20 protein-coding genes are annotated in these 18,440 nt (G+C 41.5%); 6 read left to right on the top strand and 14 right to left on the bottom strand.

The window, feature by feature from the left end; translation table 11 throughout:
• Nucleotides 1–51: 51 nt before the first annotated feature.
• From AC0THY_RS19885 to AC0THY_RS19895, 3 genes are all read right to left on the bottom strand, one after another.
• Nucleotides 52–441 carry an HI0074 family nucleotidyltransferase substrate-binding subunit gene (locus AC0THY_RS19885; RefSeq protein WP_489992323.1) on the bottom strand — a complete coding sequence of 130 codons (390 nt, stop codon included), beginning with the start codon at nt 439–441 and terminating at the stop codon, nt 52–54.
• Nucleotides 428–721, bottom strand: a complete 294-nt coding sequence (locus AC0THY_RS19890) for a nucleotidyltransferase family protein (RefSeq protein WP_489992324.1) — start codon at nt 719–721, stop codon at nt 428–430. Before AC0THY_RS19890 ends, AC0THY_RS19885 begins: the two co-directional genes overlap by 14 nt.
• Before the next feature lie 202 nt (nt 722–923).
• Nucleotides 924–1,373 (bottom strand): YaiI/YqxD family protein, encoded by a 450-nt coding sequence (locus AC0THY_RS19895; protein ID WP_489992325.1) that lies wholly within the window; start codon nt 1,371–1,373, stop codon nt 924–926.
• Between the two features lie 316 nt (nt 1,374–1,689).
• On the opposite strand from AC0THY_RS19895, the gene AC0THY_RS19900 reads away from it, so the two are divergent.
• Together AC0THY_RS19900 and AC0THY_RS19905 are read left to right on the top strand one after the other, a co-directional pair.
• Nucleotides 1,690–2,556: a MerR family transcriptional regulator gene (locus AC0THY_RS19900; protein ID WP_489992326.1), complete on the top strand. Its 867-nt coding sequence runs from the start codon at nt 1,690–1,692 to the stop codon at nt 2,554–2,556.
• Between the two features lie 287 nt (nt 2,557–2,843).
• Nucleotides 2,844–3,431 (top strand): helix-turn-helix domain-containing protein, encoded by a 588-nt coding sequence (locus tag AC0THY_RS19905; RefSeq protein ID WP_489992327.1) that lies wholly within the window; start codon nt 2,844–2,846, stop codon nt 3,429–3,431.
• Between the two features lie 123 nt (nt 3,432–3,554).
• Here the strand turns inward: AC0THY_RS19905 and AC0THY_RS19910 are convergent, their stop codons facing one another.
• From AC0THY_RS19910 to AC0THY_RS19925, 4 genes are all read right to left on the bottom strand, one after another.
• The gene (locus tag AC0THY_RS19910) at nt 3,555–4,232 is read right to left on the bottom strand and encodes an ATP-binding cassette domain-containing protein (RefSeq protein ID WP_489992328.1); all 678 of its coding nucleotides are present in this window, start codon (nt 4,230–4,232) and stop codon (nt 3,555–3,557) included.
• On the bottom strand, nt 4,233–5,330 hold the full coding sequence (locus AC0THY_RS19915) for a hypothetical protein (protein WP_489992329.1): 1,098 nt from the start codon (nt 5,328–5,330) through the stop codon (nt 4,233–4,235).
• 1,614 nt (nt 5,331–6,944) lie between these two features.
• Nucleotides 6,945–7,043 (bottom strand): putative holin-like toxin, encoded by a 99-nt coding sequence (locus AC0THY_RS19920; protein ID WP_489992330.1) that lies wholly within the window; start codon nt 7,041–7,043, stop codon nt 6,945–6,947.
• Nucleotides 7,044–7,397: 354 nt separating this feature from the next.
• The gene (locus AC0THY_RS19925) at nt 7,398–8,162 is read right to left on the bottom strand and encodes a hypothetical protein (RefSeq protein WP_489992331.1); all 765 of its coding nucleotides are present in this window, start codon (nt 8,160–8,162) and stop codon (nt 7,398–7,400) included.
• 638 nt (nt 8,163–8,800) lie between these two features.
• Between AC0THY_RS19925 and AC0THY_RS19930 the strand changes: the two genes are divergently transcribed.
• From AC0THY_RS19930 to AC0THY_RS19940, 3 genes are all read left to right on the top strand, one after another.
• Nucleotides 8,801–9,223: a MarR family winged helix-turn-helix transcriptional regulator gene (locus AC0THY_RS19930; protein ID WP_489992332.1), complete on the top strand. Its 423-nt coding sequence runs from the start codon at nt 8,801–8,803 to the stop codon at nt 9,221–9,223.
• 68 nt (nt 9,224–9,291) lie between these two features.
• Entirely contained in the window at nt 9,292–10,644 is a 1,353-nt protein-coding gene (locus tag AC0THY_RS19935) for an MATE family efflux transporter (protein ID WP_489992333.1), read from the top strand.
• A gap of 54 nt (nt 10,645–10,698) precedes the next feature.
• Nucleotides 10,699–11,112: a winged helix-turn-helix domain-containing protein gene (locus tag AC0THY_RS19940; protein WP_489992334.1), complete on the top strand. Its 414-nt coding sequence runs from the start codon at nt 10,699–10,701 to the stop codon at nt 11,110–11,112.
• Between the two features lie 33 nt (nt 11,113–11,145).
• Here AC0THY_RS19940 and AC0THY_RS19945 read toward each other — a convergent pair whose 3' ends face one another.
• The 6 genes from AC0THY_RS19945 to AC0THY_RS19970 all read right to left on the bottom strand — a co-directional run bounded on the left by AC0THY_RS19945 (nt 11,146) and on the right by AC0THY_RS19970 (nt 15,862).
• Nucleotides 11,146–11,460 carry a hypothetical protein gene (locus tag AC0THY_RS19945; protein WP_489992335.1) on the bottom strand — a complete coding sequence of 105 codons (315 nt, stop codon included), beginning with the start codon at nt 11,458–11,460 and terminating at the stop codon, nt 11,146–11,148.
• Between the two features lie 19 nt (nt 11,461–11,479).
• On the bottom strand, nt 11,480–12,850 hold the full coding sequence (locus tag AC0THY_RS19950; RefSeq protein ID WP_489992336.1) for a plasmid recombination protein: 1,371 nt from the start codon (nt 12,848–12,850) through the stop codon (nt 11,480–11,482).
• A gap of 276 nt (nt 12,851–13,126) precedes the next feature.
• Nucleotides 13,127–14,260, bottom strand: coding sequence for an AAA family ATPase (locus tag AC0THY_RS19955; protein ID WP_489992337.1), 1,134 nt, complete (start codon nt 14,258–14,260; stop codon nt 13,127–13,129).
• On the bottom strand, nt 14,257–14,580 hold the full coding sequence (locus tag AC0THY_RS19960; protein ID WP_489992338.1) for a plasmid mobilization protein: 324 nt from the start codon (nt 14,578–14,580) through the stop codon (nt 14,257–14,259). The genes AC0THY_RS19955 and AC0THY_RS19960 overlap by 4 nt, the downstream gene beginning before the upstream one ends.
• A 4-nt stretch (nt 14,581–14,584) precedes the next feature.
• Nucleotides 14,585–15,667 (bottom strand): site-specific integrase, encoded by a 1,083-nt coding sequence (locus AC0THY_RS19965; RefSeq protein WP_489992339.1) that lies wholly within the window; start codon nt 15,665–15,667, stop codon nt 14,585–14,587.
• 15 nt (nt 15,668–15,682) lie between these two features.
• Nucleotides 15,683–15,862 (bottom strand): DNA-binding protein, encoded by a 180-nt coding sequence (locus AC0THY_RS19970; protein WP_489992340.1) that lies wholly within the window; start codon nt 15,860–15,862, stop codon nt 15,683–15,685.
• Between the two features lie 225 nt (nt 15,863–16,087).
• On the opposite strand from AC0THY_RS19970, the gene AC0THY_RS19975 reads away from it, so the two are divergent.
• The gene (locus AC0THY_RS19975; RefSeq protein ID WP_489992341.1) at nt 16,088–16,648 is read left to right on the top strand and encodes a helix-turn-helix domain-containing protein; all 561 of its coding nucleotides are present in this window, start codon (nt 16,088–16,090) and stop codon (nt 16,646–16,648) included.
• A 176-nt stretch (nt 16,649–16,824) separates the two neighbouring features.
• On the opposite strand, the gene guaA is transcribed toward AC0THY_RS19975, so the two are convergent.
• Nucleotides 16,825–18,372 (bottom strand): glutamine-hydrolyzing GMP synthase, encoded by a 1,548-nt coding sequence (gene guaA / locus AC0THY_RS19980; protein ID WP_489992342.1) that lies wholly within the window; start codon nt 18,370–18,372, stop codon nt 16,825–16,827.
• Nucleotides 18,373–18,440: the final 68 nt, after the last annotated feature.

Here is an 18,440-nt window from a genome sequence, read left to right on the forward strand (position 1 = left end):
TTTTCCTGCGTATTGTTCCCAGGTACAGACCTGATGGATCATTGCATCTCTTTACAGCCAATTCTCCTCTATTTCTTTTTTGAGTGCGCAAAACATATCATAAAAGTCCGCCTTTGCCCTTGCCACAATCTCAAGAGCAATTCTTTGATTATAGGAATGCATCACATTGTTTCGTTCTTGCAGAGCTCGCAGCCACAGTTCTTCATCTTTAATCATCCCCGCACTAAATGCTGTTTTTAAAATGATTTTGGGCGAACCGGTCGCTCCTTCCTCATATCCGTGATTCTCTAGCAATTCTTTCATCATTTTCCAGGACTGCTCAAAGCAGAGCTCATATAGCCCCACCAGGCCTGTCAAAATCACATTGTCATAAGGCTCTTTATAATTGTATATCTCCTTCATGTTCGATAAGGCAGCACAAAAATTTTCATATTTCTTCATAGATCACCTTTCCGTCTCTTTCAATTGATTCCCGCAGCTTAGGCTGAACCTCTCTGTCTAAGTTAACAATATCATATTCCAGGAGCGTGGATGTGTCCTCGTTTACATCCAGTGAAAAGCGCTCAAAATTTCCGCCCTCCACTGCCAAATCAATATCACTGGTTCTTCTAAAATCTCCCCGTGCACGAGACCCGAATAGAATGACTCTCTTAACCTCATATTTTTCAGCTAACTCCTGAATTTCTCTCATTACCTGCTGTTTGATTCCTGTTCCGTCCATATCTATCGCCTCCTATAGCAACTCCCCCGCCTGCATCAGCTAGAATACCAGTTCCTGCTGCTGTATTACCTTAATTTGGGACACGATCATAGTCTCAGGCTCACTTTCCCTGCATCCAAAAGCTTTCTGGCACTTCTTTTTATATTTTACCATGCATTTGCTGTGCATAGCAATGAGAAACGAAATGAGTGATGTCTGGCTGTTACTCTTGCCTGGCTCTTACGATCAACTGCTCCAGGGAGAGCGCAAAATGCTCATCATCCTTCCCTGTCCGCTTTGAGGGTCCCTTCAAATGATTTTTCGAATTTGCCCTCCTTGCCTTTTTTGCCAGATGTCTCTCCATAAGCATTTGATCTATATTTTCATTAGTATACCACTTCCCACTCTGATGAATCCCATAAGCGCCCTTGCCCAATATCATGGCCGCCACACCATAGTCCTGGGTCACCACCACATCTCCCCTCTGACACATGCCAACTAATGCAAAATCCACCGCGTCTGCCCCGGCTCCGATGATTTTTACTTCACTGTAGGCAGACTGCAGTACGTGGTTGGTGTCACAAAGCAGAACAACCGGTACCCCACATTTTTTTGCTATGCGTTCCGTGATTTCCACAACGGGACATGCATCAGCATCCACTAATATCCTCATAATAAATGTTCCTGTCTCCTCTCCCTAATCGTATGTTTGGTTCATTATACGCTCTGTGCAGGATCAATGCAATATGTTACTGTTCACACGTACACAGTAACATGCATAAATCCATGCAAAATCGCCTTTGGCGATGGGATTTATGCACCCTTGAATCATTTTCTCACGGTCTGAGCAGTAACTGCAATATCTCTTAAAATCAAAATATTCAAAAAAATATTGACTTACACGTAACGTGATAGTGTATGATGTAATCAGAGCTCAAAATATTACCGGTAAACGTTTGCACTTTGCACGATTCAAAGGACTGATGAACATGAAAACAATAAGCCAGGTTGCACAGATAACAGGCGTGAGCACACGCACTCTGCAATACTATGATGAAATTGATCTGCTGAGACCAAGCGGACTCACCCCGTCCGGATACCGTTTATATAGTGACGAAGCACTGCAGAAAATGCAGCAAATCCTGTTTTTTAAGGAACTGGGCTTTCCTCTCAAGGATATAAAAAATATCCTGGAAGACCCAAAGTTTGACAAAGCAAATGCTTTTAAAAAGCAGAAAGAACTGCTTCTGTTAAAGCGCAACCGTATCGACAGACTTGTGGAGCTGCTTGGCCGATTAGAGAAAGGGGACGAGTGTATGAGTTTTAAAGAATTTGATCTCACCGAATATATAGAGGCTTTGGAATGTTTTAAAAACAACAACACAGAGGATGTGATTAAACATTGGGGAAGTGTTGAGATCTTTGACCTGTTTATACACAAAATAAAAGAGGATGAAGACAATGTGGCAAAGCTTGCCATCAAAGAGTTTGGCAGTATTGAAAAATATACGGAAGCTATGAAGTACAACCTGGAACACTTTTCAGAAAACATGGAAGAAAAATTGTCCGGTGAGACAGGAGAAATCTTACAGCGGAACAATGAGCTGTACACAGAGCTGACTGCCCATATGGAAAAAGACGTTTCCTCCCCTGAAGTCCAGCGCATTGTCCATGATATCATCACCTACGCCCAGGAACATCTGCATACCTCAGAGGTGGGGGATGATTATTGGGATATGATAATTGATACCTATTCCAGGGATTTCGTAAAGGCTGTAACTGACGCGAAGTATGGGTCTGGTGCCGCTGAATATATTGCACAGGCCTTGCACTATTATTTTCACGGTGCGTGCTAAGTGAGGTCAGCATAGGAACGGTGGGCATTAAAGTCCATTCGCCGGTCACTGAATGCAGAACGCTTGCATTCAGCATTCGGAGGAGTTGGGAAGCCAGCATTCCAAATTCGCTGGCTTCCAAGAGAACACTACCCCACCGCAATCCCACAAACCCGGTATTTCTACCATGTCAAACACTTTTTACATACGCTTTTCCAGCATGTAAAAGCCTTTTGATCGCATCTTTTTGCCTACTGCCTTATGATAGACCCAGATCAAGAGTAACGCAAAAGAAAGGAGGTCAAACCTTGGAACTTCATACCCAAATAAAAAAATATAGAAGCAACCTGAACTTATCACAAGAAGAACTCGCTGAAAAGGTGTATGTCACCCGTCAAACAATCTCTAACTGGGAAAACAATAAAAATTATCCTGACATTCACAGTCTTCTTTTGCTGAGTTCTATATTTCATATATCTCTTGATCAATTAGTCAAAGGAGACATAGACATTATGAGACAAGAAATAAGTGAAGCTGAACTAAAAAACTTCAATCGTAACGGCGCCATTTTTACATCCCTGCTTGTGCTGTTTATCGTATCGGTTGTTCCTCTTACCGTTTTTTTAGGTTATTACGGCCTGATAATATCAGCAGTACTATTTGCAGTAACTATGTATTTTGCTTTTAAAATTGAGAAATACAAGAAGGTCAACGATATTCAGACATTTAAAGAAATTATAGCTTTCACAGAAGGAAAACGTTTGGATGAAATCGAAAGAAATCAAGAATATGGCAAACGCCCTTACCAAAAAATATTGGCTGCTTTAACATGTGCAGTAATCACCTTTTTTGTTAGTATGCTATTTATTTGGCTGTTAAAGTCATTTATCTTCTAAACGAAAATTTCATCTGCATTTGAATGTTCCCGAAAACAATAAACAAACTACCAAGTACAAGCATCCCCGGACACCCATATAGGATATCCGGGGATGCTTCTGCCATCAGGACTCGTTTTGATATTATAAGTACAGTCGCTGATATTTTTTCTCCAGATTTTCATTGCATTTTTCGATTGCTGCGATTCTTCCGTCCTTTAAGAAAACATTGCTGTCAGCTAAACTCCCAACAAAATCTAATATATGGCTGGATATTACAATGATACTGCTCTCCTCTTTCGCAGCCTTCATATACCTTTTTAGGGTTAAAATACCAGATGTATCCACCCCATTGGTTGGCTCATCCAGTATAATAAGCTTAGGCCGGCCAATAAAAGCTGCAATCATTGCCGTTTTCTTTTTCATTCCCAACGACAGTTTCGCAAATGGCTTATCCATATACTGAGCCAAACCAAAGTCTGCTATGGCCTTGTCAATATCATTTTTAAATTTACCCTCAAACTTGTAATCGGATATCATATACAAAAAACTTTTCACTGTCAATTTATGAGACAGCTCATAATTCTCCGGCATATATCCTATGGATTTTCTGGTGCTGAAATCTGTTATATTTAAATCTCCGAGCATGACAGAACCAGCATCCCCTTTCAAGACACCTGCAATTATTTTCAGCAAAGTACTTTTCCCCGCTCCATTTGGTCCAATTACTGCAACTACATCCCCCTCATCAGCCGTGAATGATATATCCAGAATGCCGTCTTGATTTGCATAGTTTTTTGTAATTTTTTTCACTATAAGCATTTATACACCCAACCACCTCTTCTTTATTTTTTTGTAAAGCCAAATGAGCACAAAAATATTCCCCACCGGGATCATACCAGCTACTAAAAATAAAATGCTCCATTGTGTCATCATCAGCTCCCTTTCATGATCCACAGTCAGCCAAAGATAGATCTGTACGAAATACCAGAAGATAACCATATAAATCATAAGCACTAAGCAGAGTAGAACAGGAGCGAAACCTGCCTTACATGCAATGAGCAGCAGTATAGGTACCATCACATTAAAACAGACCCCACCCACAATATGAACACAGAGATACTTTTTGATGGGAATTCCTAAACTTGAAAAATAACAAAAATTTCTGCTCTCCAATTTCCAATATCCATCATTTATTAAGATCAAAAATGTATTAAAAACCAAAACGAATCTGATATCCAAAGATTGAAAACGGTTCGCCGCACCCGCAAAAACCAATAGAAAAATAAAACAGATCTTACCCAGTAAAAGGCTTTTGCATCTGTACAATTCCAGAATTGTGGAAACAATGAGTTCCGTATTAGGATGTTTTCTTAAAAAACTCACACTCCAAAAGCCATTTTTTTTGCGGCAGACAGAAGACAAGCCCCATCTTCTCTTAGTATACTCTTCTTTCTCAACTGAATGATAATGAAGTAAAAAGCAAAGGCTGTAAAACACCGTTCCTGCTGCAGCTGTTGCAAAGAGAAACCTATTTCCGGTATTGATGATCACAAACAGGAAAACCATAAAATAGTAATACCAGCCAACTTTTGAGAGAAAGTCTACCACAAACGCTGCCCCTCTTGTCACTGTAAGCTGGTAAAAAACATATTTATTTTTTTCACAGACATCTTTCAACACATGTCGAAGCACAACGGCTGTGACCATCAGATGCAATAAGAGGATTAAATTGAAAATAGTATCCTCCTTTGAACCAGCCCACGCATGAATTCTCTCTATGTAGATTGGCTTAACGAAAACGACAGACAGCACAGAAATGATAACAAATGCGCTCAGCTGAAACAATGCCTGTCGGCTATCGCTTATTTTTTTCCATATTGACCATCCGGTTTTTATATCCATCTTTATTGAATCCATATTGCTCCCCTAGAATAGTGCATACTAAATCAGAGAACTCATCATAAAAAGTTCATTCCATAGTTCAGCAGGCCCCTTTTCTTTGCCCTACAGCTGATTTCTCTGTAAAATTCTCATAAACTTATATCTGTTACCAGCATGTCCCGCTCCTTAGTTAATATTGATTCTTCATTTATCCATGGCCACTGTAAACTTGACCTGTCTCTACGCTAATTTGCTGCCTCAGATTCAACTCTTTATTGCTTGCTTTGATCCAAATGTTGATTTTTAAGGGTAACCGTCTGAAAGAGAATCCTTATGAAAACTGAAACACTATAATTATGCATAGGGAATAAAATAGAATGGCTGATCAGCATCTTTTCCGGTAAACAAGACATTTTTCTGGTAGAAATGAATTTCTTTACGATACGCTGATGATAAAGAAAATTTTATAGGCGTTATTCAAAATTATCTCAGAAAGGAACACATAGGTATCTTCATACTAATGCTTTCCAGCTTGCTACTTTCATTTAATTCCAGGTATCTATGAAGCAATCATAAAAAGGTATATACCTTTTCCGACTGAATCTTCAATGTTTATACAATTAAAAAGCATCAGATTCAGAACAGTTTTATCTTTTGTATAAATTCTCTTTATCTTCTGCTCTGAGCCTGACACTTCTCAATTGAATTATATCAGATCGTTTCCAAATACGCAACTACCTTAATTAATTTATTAAAAGTTCCCTTAAATAAAATTCCACCCTTATGCTGAATACGTCATACACTCTTTCAGATCATTGTTTTATGATTCTTTGTGCCTACAATCCACAGTAGAAAGAGGTACTTATGTGTAAAGCAACAATAACATGGAATCAAACCATATGACTTTGGACGACCGTATTATCATTGAAAAGGACCCGGTTTAGCAACACTCCCTTCGCAGCATTGTTTCACGGTTAGAAAAACCTACCACTGCCGTTTGGATAAAGCTTCCTATAAGGCCCCTGATCTTCCCCAAAAACTAAAATCCGGTTTTCCCATACGATTGCTCCTCTTAACAGGGCTGTTTACGAAGGCCGTACTTACAAAGATCTTCAGGTATTCTTAAAAGATTTTCCTGATATGAGGATTACGTAAATGGACTCGGTATTTGGCTGCATTTTTAGGTTTTTTCAGACTGACTGAAATACCGGCAGACGAGATCGTATTAACATCAGCATTGCTTAAAAATCAGAATACAAAGAAAAATCTGTGAATACGCGCCCCATATACCTTTCAATAGACATATGGAATTAGTCTTACAGGAAATATTTTAGTTGTTTTATTAATACACCCGTTAATAGCAGAAACCCCACTGTTATCCGGTTAGGCAGACCCTATAAAACTGTATTACGTCTTCCGTGTGGAATTTAAGTTACATGCGTAATCTACTTTTTCATTTACGCTACTCAAAGTTCTTAGTCGCTAGTCATGGGACATCTATGAAAAATCTATAGGCCACTTGAAAAAAATTGTCTGATGTGATATATTGAACGTAAAGAGAGCCGCCGCCCACATGGTGGAGCCTCCGGAGTGCAGTTTACGTCCTCATGAGGACGCGCCTACCCCGTTTGCCGACAGGGTAGGCATTTTTTATTTCCTGTTATGCCTATCTATGTAGGTCAGTAATGCGATCAGAAAACCGTCGCTCAAAAAAAGCAGCGACAACACTTGATAAGTGTCCATCCGCATCACCTCCCCTCTTGTGAAATTGGGGAGGCTCCCACCCTGTACACGGTGTTCTCACAGGCATTATATCAGACTGTTTCCAAATAAGCAACAGCCTGTTCCGGAATGCCTAGCTCTACATTGGCTCTATGATTATAATGTCACCGTAATGTCACGGGGCGAAAAAAAAGCCCGGGAAGCCGCATAAACACTGGCTTCCCGGGTTTTAGAGCGCTATTCGAATTCGGCGTGTTCTTTGTTGTTCTTAACTATATTTATTTAAGTTTTATGCAAATATACGCCCTTTTTTACTTCAATTACATCATTTATTCTGGCTTACTGATTTTCTGTTGCCAAAATGTTGCCACTAATCTATCTCTACTTTTGTCCATTAGAAGATTTGTCTATTTTTTCTTGCAATTTCATTAAAGCATCAAAACTCTGCATTCCTTTTTGAGGATTCTCAATCAATTTATTCATAAAGATTTCTAACATTCTATCCTCCGGTTTAATCGAACTCCCAACCTGTTCATTTTTTATCGTCTCTATAAATGCAGAAAGCATCTGTGAAAACCTTGTTTCAATATTATTTTCTAGTGCTTTTAAGTTATCAGGAATTTGTTGCACCTCCAACAATAATGTTGATAAGATTTCTGCATTTTCTTCTGTACTATTCTCGGAGAGATTCAACAAAGTACTTACCTCACTAACCGGATTATGTACAATTTCTCCATTCTCAATAGCATTCAACATAGCCTCTATTTCTTTTTTAGCAAAATTTGCACCGCTCAAAGTCGTGTCATACGAAATAGTTCTCATGTTAGATACATCAAATGGTATTTCAATGTCTCCTTTTATAATTTGAATAGCTGGTTTCCGATAAGAGTGCCTAATAGCCAATTCATAAAATACATTAGGGTTATTTCCTGTTAAATCAGCAATAACTAAATCAGCAGAAATAATTTGTTCAATAATAGCTTTTGTAATTAATCCACTATTTGCCATTTTATCTGCTCTTACAACAGAGTATCCAAAATCTTGGCATACTGGGCTAATAATATATTCCATAACCTCATCTGCATTTTTGCGTACTTCCGTTCCTTCTTTACCAATAGGTGTGATCATAAAACATACTTTATCCATCTTATCCCCTCTTTTTCAATATGGTATTTCTAGTACCATCCTCTTTTTATGGCAACAAACTTTTCTTGCATTTATATGCAAATCAAATAATATCTTGAAAAATGAACTAACTTAAATAGTGTTCAGTATATAAAATAATCTATGGAAAATTTTTCATCACTCAAACTCGGCGTGTCCTTTGTCATTCTTAACTATATTTATTTAAGTTTTATGCAAATACACACCTATTTTTACTTCAATTACATCATTTATTATGGCTTGCTGATTTTCTGTTGCCAAAATGTTGCCACGCATTTATTATAGCAAATCCCAACAATTTGGCAACCCATTTTTGAAATGTTACGCACTAAAAGCCGTTTTTGATAATTAAAGTACAAAATATCCCCCTAAGTCTATTTTATGTTTGAAAGCTCTCACAAAATAAGGCTTTTAAAACGTCTAATGCGTAACACAATACACTTTTTTCCTTATTCACCCTTATTACATGGTGCTAGCACCATGTAGAAAATAACCATTAAGAAAAAAATTTATATTCTGTTTCCCACAAGGATATTACATAGGCAAAATAGAAAATACCTACTTGACAATTCCTATTTCATTTATTATACTTAGTTTACTAAGTAATCGGAGGGCAGCTTATGAAACAAAACAGACACGCCGCACGTTATATCAGTAAATTATCAAACAAATTACGCAGAAAAATTGACGCTTTTTCAAGCAAAGAGAATTTCAGCGGTTCACAGGGAAAAGTATTGCATTTCCTTTTGGCGCAGACAAGTGATGTTTTCCAAAAAGACATTGAAGAAGAATACAGCCTGCGCCCCTCAACGGCAACAGTACTTCTAAAGAAAATGGAGCAGAATGGTTTAATTTACCGTGAAGCTGCTGAAAATGACGCACGTTGGAAAAAAATCATTGTCAGTGAAAAGGCTCTGCAATACAAGGATATTGTTATGGCTGATATACTGAACTTAGAAAAAGAATTAACACAGGGGATTTCAGAAAATGACCTTGATGTTTTTTTCAGTGTTGTTGAAAAAATGCTTGATAATATTTCCTAAAATTTGTTATCCGGCATTTTTTATCCATATACTTAGTAAGCTAAATAAATTCTATGGAGGTTATAAAAATGAACGAAAAATCGGTAGATTACTTAAATGGACGGCTGTTTCCTATGATACTGAAATTCTCAATCCCGGCAGCGATTTCACTTTTAATTACTGCTATTTACAACATTGTTGACCGAATGTTTGTCGGCAATTTCAACGGTACTTCCGCATTAGCCGGATTGTCTGTCTGTTTCCCTTTGTCGTATATGATGATGGCGTTTGCCCTAATGTGCAGCGCAGGCGGTTCAACCTTTTTCAGCTTATTTTCCGGGCAGAATGAAAAAGATAAAATGAACAAGTCCTTTGGAAATGCCTTTGTGTTGGTCTGCATTTTTGAAATACTGCTGACTATTTTTCTGCTTCTGTTTCCCGAACCCATTTTAAAACTTTTTGGCGTTACGGAAACATCTTACCCGTTTGCGCTTTCCTATTACAGAATTGTTGCAATGGGTTGTCTTTTTCAAGGGTTTTCACAGCTATTTTGCGATTTTGTCCGTGTTTCCGGCAAGCCGGTTTTAGGAATGTGTGTAACAGGAATAGGTGCTGTCACAAATATTGTGTTGGACGCTGTTTTCATCATTATTTTTGACTGGGGCGTGGTTGGTGCTGCCAGTGCAACCGTAATCGGACAAATTTTTTCTGCCTTGTTCGGTGCATATCTTGTCTTTGGAAAGAAAACACAAGTAACGATTTCCAAAAATATATTCCGTTTAGAAAAGGTGCTTTGCCTGCAAATCATTTCCTGCGGCTTCTCATTCTTTGTTGCACAAATGGCTATGGGTTTCATTAGCCTTGTTTACAACAGCCAGTTAGGAAAGTATGGCGGGGATATTGCAATCAGCGTGTACGCCGTTGTTTCCAGTATTATGACTTTTGTTATCATGCCCGCAAGCGGTATCAGTCAAGGTATTCAGCCTATTATCGGAAATAATTACGGTTCAAAAAATTATAGCCGGGTAATTCAGACACTTTTTCAGGCTACAATCTTTTCCGTATCAATTACCTGTTTTATTTGGCTTATTGTACTGTTTTTTCCGAAACAGATACTTGCCACATTTGGTGGAACAGAAGAAATGTTCCATATCGGAATTACGGGACTGCGGATAAACTTCTGCATTACCCCGGTTTTAGGATTTGTCATGTTGACAACCACTTTCTTTCAATCCATTAACCGCCCCACACCCTCTATTCTGATAACTGTATTAAGACAAGTGGTGTTTTTAGTTCCGTTTATATTTATTTTGCCAATCTTTTTCGATATAAATGGTATATTTTTTGCACAGCCAATCAGTGACGTAATAGCAACAATCTTATCTATGTATCTTGTTTTAAAAGAACGTAAAAAAATGTTGTCATTATCACAATGCTTATAATTACAGCATAATTGATAACTATGGAAAGAGGTGGTAGCATATGGGAAAATTTTAGTGCTGACACTTAATGAACAGGAAGAAAAAGTAACCAACAAAATTATATCGGCAATCTCTGACTATATACAGATTGAACCTATGCACGTTTCTTCTGTTTCCATTCTGTCTTTTCCGGGACTGGAAATCATACTGCACCAACGTCGGGTACTGCGTGACGGAAAGGACATCAGCCTTACCCGGCTTGAATACAGTACCCTTGTACTCCTTGCCTCCAATCCCGGCATTGTCCTCACACGGACGCAAATTTTTGAAGCTGTTTGGAACATGGACAGTGATAGTTGTCATTCAAGCATTTCTACCGTGATTTGCAATCTACGGAAAAAGATAGAGCCGAACAGCAAAAACCCGACTTATATAAAAACCGTGTTGGGTGTCGGCTACAAATTTGACGTAAAAAGAGCCGGGGAATGACTTCTTCTATCACTGTCATTCTCCGGCAACCTTTTATCGTTCCAGTGCCCTCTCTATCTGCTGTTTCTGCCCTTTCAAATCATTCTGTTTTTCATATAGGCTGCTGCGTTCTTTGCAGAGTTCTTTCATGCGTTCCAACTGCGCCCGCACTCCCTCCCGGCAATCCGGCTCTATCTTCTTATATTCCCCGGTCAGATTGCGGATTGTATTATTGTTTTCCTTTATCTGCTCCGAAAGACATACCCAGTCTATCAGATTTTGCACTTCCTTATCCGTTTCGTAAAGGTCTGTATCTGCCACAATTTTAGCACACAGCCGTATCATAACTTTCTTTTCCATATCGGTCATATCTATCAATCCCCCTTTCCTATCGGCTCATTTCAAAAACACGTTTGGGGCGTTTAGTTGCCCTTTCTGCCTGTTCTAACGCCTTTGACCGTTCCACTATCGACTGCACCTGCTCTCTGCCTAAATGACGCTCCAAACGCCCCAAATCAGACACTTTTTCCTGCAATCGGTCTATGGTGTCGCTCTGCTCCATGACCTTATCCGTCAAGCGGCTAATCTGTTTCTGTTGTCCGTCCACTTTGGCGGTCAGCTTCTTGCTTTGTTCTGCAAGCTGTACGCATTTGATAGTCAGATTTTTTACCACTTCTTTCAATTTCTCCACAAGCGGTAAAGCCTTTTTATCATGATAAGCCTTTGCGCTCATCAATGCCCCTGGCTCTGCCAACTGCCATTTCGCATCTTCATCATAGGCGTGAATGTTGCGCTCCATATCCTCTTTTGACTGTACCATTTTGTTGATTTCCTGCTGTAACTTTTTCTGCTGTTTCTCCAACTTTTCATTTTCGGATAACAGCTTTTCTTTATCTCCTGCCAGTAGTTCCGTCTGCTCTTTGAGCAGATAATTGGTAGCGGAAAGTTCTGATACTTCCTGCCGGATTGCTTCGCCCTCTTTCCGTATCTGTTCCGTTTCCTGTCCTGCCGTTATCTGCTGATGAAGAATAGAAGATAATTCCTCTTTACTGCCGGAAATTGTCTGCTCCAGTTCGGCAACTTCTTTTTGCCGTTCCTGCTTCTCATAATCGAGTACAGACAAATGTTTGTTATGTGTGCCTAACTGTTTCCACTGTACGCCACGCCGCCCCATGACTTTTGAAAGTTCCTGTTTCTCCGCTTTAATCCATTCATTCCATTCCGTCATTCCCCTTGTGCCGCCTTTGAAGCCCTGTTCCGACAATGCACCCTTGAGGGAAACTCTCGTATCAAGTCCACGCTTGCTATTGCAGATAAAAGGGACAAAATCAATGTGGATATGCGGTGTCTGCTCGTCCATATGCAAATGGCTTGAAAATACATAAAGGTTCGGATTTCTTTTCTGAAACTGCTCCATAAACTCGCATAAAATTTCTTTCGCCAACTGCCCCTCATTGCTCTGCACGTTCATATCATCTTTATTGCCGATTTGAAAAATGACTTCATAAAATAATTTCTCCTGTTTTCCCCGGCGTATCTTCTCATAGTAATCGTCAATCTTTCGGTCACTCCGTTTCTGTTTTGCGTTGTAGCGTTCCAGTGCTTCATCAAAAAGATTGTGGTAAACTTCTTTTATATCCGAGTGGCAAAATTCCACGTTATCCCGGCTACGTTCCTTATTTATATTTTTAGCTGTAAAGGCTCTTGTATTGTGATTGACTGAACCTTTCCCCATCATACCGCTAATCGTTCTTTCCAATAGGCATATCCTCCACATTCTATATATTGATTTTACTGCGCCGACAGGCGCAAGGCTTTGTTACTTTCCCGAAAGTAACGCAAAAGCACTTTCGACAGGCTACGCTCTATCAAAAGTGCCGTTGCGCCCTGCCGGGGGCTTTTCGTCCTGCGGACGTTGGACGGCTACTCGCCGCTTTACTGCTCCCCCATGCGTCGGTTTGCGTCGATAGAGTCGATATTTTCTATACCGCCCGCTATCAAAAATACCGTCGCAACCGACGCATATCGTCGCACCTTACGATTTTTGCTCTAGCCGTTTCAGAATGATTTTTCTCTCATGCCCCCGCTTGTTGTCGTAGAAAATGCCATAGTCATTCAACAACTGGCTGTTCACTACATTTAATCTCCGGGAAAGCACATTTGCCGATAACTGCATATCCGGCAACTGTTTCAGAAGTTCCGTTGCCGTCCCCTCCCACTCCTGCATTTCTTCTGTCAGAAATTCATTGATTGCTTCAAGTAACGGGTTCGGCGGCTGTTTCCAAAGTTCTGTTTCCGCTTTCTGAAATTTCCAAATACATTGTTCCCGGTCAAATTCGATTGTTAATTCTTGATCGGGCTGGTCACGTCCCACAATGTCCATGACCGCCGTATTGTCCGTGCGCTTTTTCTTGTGCATGATAAACGCCCCGTCTGCCGCACCGAGAAGTCCGTTTGTGCCGGAAATCATATCAAAACTGTCCTCGGACTCCAACTTGCGGGTATGATGAACCACCAACAAGCAGACACCATATTTATCGCTGAATGATTTCAGCTTTGTCACAATCTCATAGTCACTGGAATAACTGTACCTGTCCCCGCCGACCTCACGCACTTTTTGGAGCGTGTCAATGATAATCAGCCTTGCGTCCTTATGCTCTTTTAGAAAGCCCTCTAACTCCCCGTCCAGTCCCTCATTCAGTGTCTTTGCCTGCGTTGCAAAAAATAAATTGTCCGCACACTCCACACCAAACATGACGGACAGCCGCCGCTGAAGCCTTGCATAATCATCTTCCAGTGCAAGGTATAATACCGTCCCTTTTCGGACGGGATAATTCCACAGCGGAAGCCCCATTGCCACATGATAGGCAAGCTGCCCCATAAAGAACGATTTCCCCACTTTCGGCGCGCCCACAAAGAGATAAGTGCCGCCATACAGGAAGCCGTCCACAACAGGCGTTCTCGGCGGGTAAACCGTATCATACAGTTCTGTCATGGAAACCGTTTGAAGCCCGCCGCCCTGCCCGGATTTCTCCGGGCAATTTGTGGCTTGCAGATTGATTTGTGCTATTTCATTTGCTATAATTTCAGTGTGATTTTTCATAATCGGCTGTTTCCCATCTGCGCCAACAGATGATACGGGAGCAGTCGTTTTTATTTTATTTGTCATTCATCTTCCCCTTTCAGACCGTCTAATGTGATTGCGATTACCTGTAACGTGTAGAGCAGTTCGTCATTATCCGAGCTTATGCTTTCCATGCGTTTCAATTCCTCATAGATTGCCGCCATCTGATTTTTCAGTGCTTTATACACCCTCGGATTGCCCTGCACCACAACGTCCCGACATAAGAGCCGTCTTGTGATGTAGTCCTGCTTTGTCAGCCCCGACAACGCCACCAAATCATTCAACAGCTTTGCTTCTTCATCAGATACTCGGAACGCCACCGTATGATTGCGCCATCTTCCCTTGTAATCAAGTGATTTTTCCATGTTCTTAGTCCTCCTTTGTCATTCTCTCCATTTCCAATTTCTCCGCCATTTCCGTCTGCACCGTAGGGAACAAGTGGGCATAACGGTAAGTGATTTTCTCCGCTTCATGCCCCATGCGCTCCCCAATCGCCAGTACCGAAAATCCCATGTTGATTAACAGCGAAACCGCACTATGGCGAATATCGTGGACACGGATTTTCTTAACGCCCGCCTGCTTCGCCCCTCTCTCCATTTCGTGATTGAGGTAGGATTTTGTGACCGTAAATAAACGTTCGTCCGGCTTAATGTCATAAAGCATTTTGATGTACTCCTGCATTTCCTCACAGAGAAATGGCGGCATTTTGATTGTGCGGTTGCTCTTTTTCGTCTTAGGGCTTGTGATAATGTCCCGCCCTTTAGAACGGTGGAAAGTCTTGCTGATTGTGACTGTCTGCTTCTCAAAATCAATATCAGCAGGCGTGAGCGCAAGTAATTCGCCGGAACGCATACCGCACCAGTAGAGCATTTCAAACGCATAATAGGAACGGGGCTTATCCATCATGGCTTCGGAGAATTTCAAATATTCCTCTTTCGTCCAAAAGTCCATTTCCTTGACGGCTTCGCTTCCAATCGTCCCCGCCCGTCTTGCCGGATTGTAAGGAAGATTATAAAAGTTTACCGCATGGTTGAATATCGCCGTCAGTTGTGCGTGTATCGTCCGCAAATAATCTGCGGAATAGGGCTTGCCTTTCTCGTCCCGGTATGCCATCAACTCATTCTGCCACGAAATCACGTCCTTTGCTTCTATCTCTGCGATTTTGCGGTTTTCAAAGTACGGTAAAATCTTTGTCCGTATCACATGGCTTTTGGACTCCCAAGTGCTTTCTTTGACACGCTGTTTCTTGTCGGCTTCGTACACTTCAAAGAAACTGCCGAAAGTCATATCCAATCTTGCGCCCTGTTTAAGCATGGCTTCATGCTCCCACGCCTGCGCTTCCCTTTTGGTTGCAAATCCTCTCTTTTGTGTCTGTTTCCTCTCCCCTTTCCAGTTGGTAAAGCGGTAGATTACCCGCCACGTCCCCGTAGCGTTGTCCTTGTATACAGCCATTCCCTCAACTCCTTTCTATTCGCTGTAACATACTTTTTTATAAAAAAATGTAGCGTTCACACGTCCTGCCACCGTCAGATAGCCCTGTTTCTGCATTTCTGCGTTCAGTTCCCTTACAATCTGATAGGCTTTTGACTTTGACACACGCAATTCCGCTGCCACTTCCTCCACCGTCATAAACGATTTTTCCGTCATTCAGATACCCTCTCCTTTCTTTCTCTTAACTCTTTTTAGTTAAGTTATATTGATATGATACTAAATAAATTCCGTTAAGTCAAGTGGTTTCCAAGAAAATATTAACTTTTTTTATTTAAGTTATTCTTGCTATTTCTATTGCACCATGTTATACTAACTTCAACAGATTTGTTTAAGTACAGTCATGCAAGGCTGTACCACAATCACTACAACGGAGGTTTTATTATGGCAATCGGCAAACGTATCCGCTTTTTCCGCAACCGAAAAGGCATGACACAGAAACAGCTAGGCGAAATCCTCGGTTTTCTCGGAAAAACCTCTGATGTCCGCATGGCACAGTATGAAACCGAAGCGAGGACACCGAAGCACGACCTTGTAAAAGAAATGGCGAGTATCTTTGATGTAAGCACCCACGCCCTCACCGTGCCGGATATTGATACCTATATCGGGCTTATGCACACGCTCTTTGCGTTGGAAGATATGTACGGGCTGAAAATCGGGGAGATTGACGGGGAAATCTGCCTGCGCCTTGACAAGTCCGACTATTCCACCTATTCGTCCATGTTTGATATGTTCCACGCATGGCAGGAGCAAGCCGCCAAACTGGAACAGGGCGAAATTACCAAAGAGGAATACGACCAGTGGCGGTACAAGTACCCCGAACTGGACACCTCAAAGCATTGGGCGAAAGTCCCCTCACAGGCGGTCAGTGATATGCTTATAGAGGAATTTCAGAAAATCGAGAAAGAAGAAAAGAAAATAGCTAAAAAGAAAAAGCAGAAATAAGCATAAAAAGACCTTGCCGATATTCAGTTTCCATATCTGAAAATCAGCAAGGTTTTCTTATGCCATTGATGTAATTATTTCGTGAGTGATGTTGAAAATGTTGCCAAATCGTTGCCGGCGCTTAAACGAATTTGTTTGCAACCCGCATAAACACTAGGTTTTTAAAGCCCATTTCATCACTCGAATTCAATTGTCCCCGGCGGCTTACTAGTAATATCATACAACACCCGATTCACATGCCCCACCTCATTAATGATCCTGCTCGTCACCTTTCCCAGCACTTCCCAGGGAATCTCTGCTGCCTCAGCGGTCATGAAATCAATGGTATTTACTGCTCTGAGTGCCACTGCATAGTCATAGGTTCTCTCATCCCCCATAACGCCCACGCTTCTCATATTCGTCAGCGCTGCAAAGTACTGTCCAACTGTCTTATCCAGTCCTGCGTTTGCAATCTCCTCGCGGTAAATTGCGTCTGCATCCTGGACAATCTTTATCTTTTCTGCCGTAACCTCGCCGATGATCCGGATTCCAAGACCTGGGCCAGGGAATGGCTGGCGAAACACCAGGTATTTGGGTATGCCCAGCTCCATTCCAACTTTCCGAACCTCATCCTTGAACAGATCCCTCAATGGTTCTATGATTTCCTTAAAGTCCACACATTCCGGCAGACCGCCCACATTGTGATGGGACTTAATCACAACTGACTCACCGCCCAGGCCGCTTTCCACCACATCCGGGTAAATGGTTCCCTGTACCAGGAAGTCAACTGCGCCTATCTTCTTTGCCTCTTCTTCAAACACACGAATAAATTCTTCGCCGATAATCTTCCGCTTTCTCTCCGGTTCCGTTACTCCGGCAAGCTTTTCATAGAAACGCTCCTGCACATTTGCGCGTATGAAGTTTAGGTTATAGTTTCCGTCCGGCCCAAACACTGCCTCAACTTCATCGCCCTCATTTTTTCTTAAAAGGCCATGATCTACAAACACACAGGTCAACTGGTCCCCCACCGCTTTAGACAGAAGGACTGCTGCCACAGAAGAATCCACTCCGCCTGAAAGTGCACAGAGCACCTTGCCGTCCCCTACTTTCTCACGGATTGCCTGAATGGACTGTTCCACAAAGGAATCCATCTTCCAGTCTCCTGCACAGGAACATACATTGTACAGGAAGTTGTGCAGTATCTTGCTTCCCTCCACAGTATGAAGCACCTCCGGATGGAACTGGATCGCATAGAGCTTCTCGTCCGCATTTTCAGCCGCCGCCACAGGACAGTCCACTGTGTGGGCTGAGATTGAAAATCCGGGAGCAGAATTTGAAATATAATCAAAATGGCTCATCCAGCAAATCGTTTTCTCCGATACATCGGAAAATACCAGGGAGTCTTTTTTGTCAATCAATACCTCTGTCTTACCATACTCGCGTACATCTGCCCGCTCTACCTTTCCTCCCAGCATATGCATCATCAGCTGCGCACCGTAGCACAGCCCCAGCACAGGGATTCCCAGTTCAAACAGTTCTTTGGTATAGGTGGGGGAATCCGGCAGATAACAGCTGTTTGGCCCTCCTGTGAGAATAATTCCCTTGGGATTCATCGCCTTAATTTTTTCTATATCTGTTTTGTAAGAATAAATCTCGCAGTACACATTGCACTCGCGTACACGCCTTGCAACTAACTGATTGTACTGTCCTCCAAAATCCAGAACAATTACTACTTCGTTTTTCACAATCTTTCCTCCTAAGTTTCTTCAAGTGGGCCAAAATGGCATCTGGCTTTATTATAAGGGAAAGCCTC

The organism is Ruminococcus sp. 8Y-12, assembly GCF_058119865.1.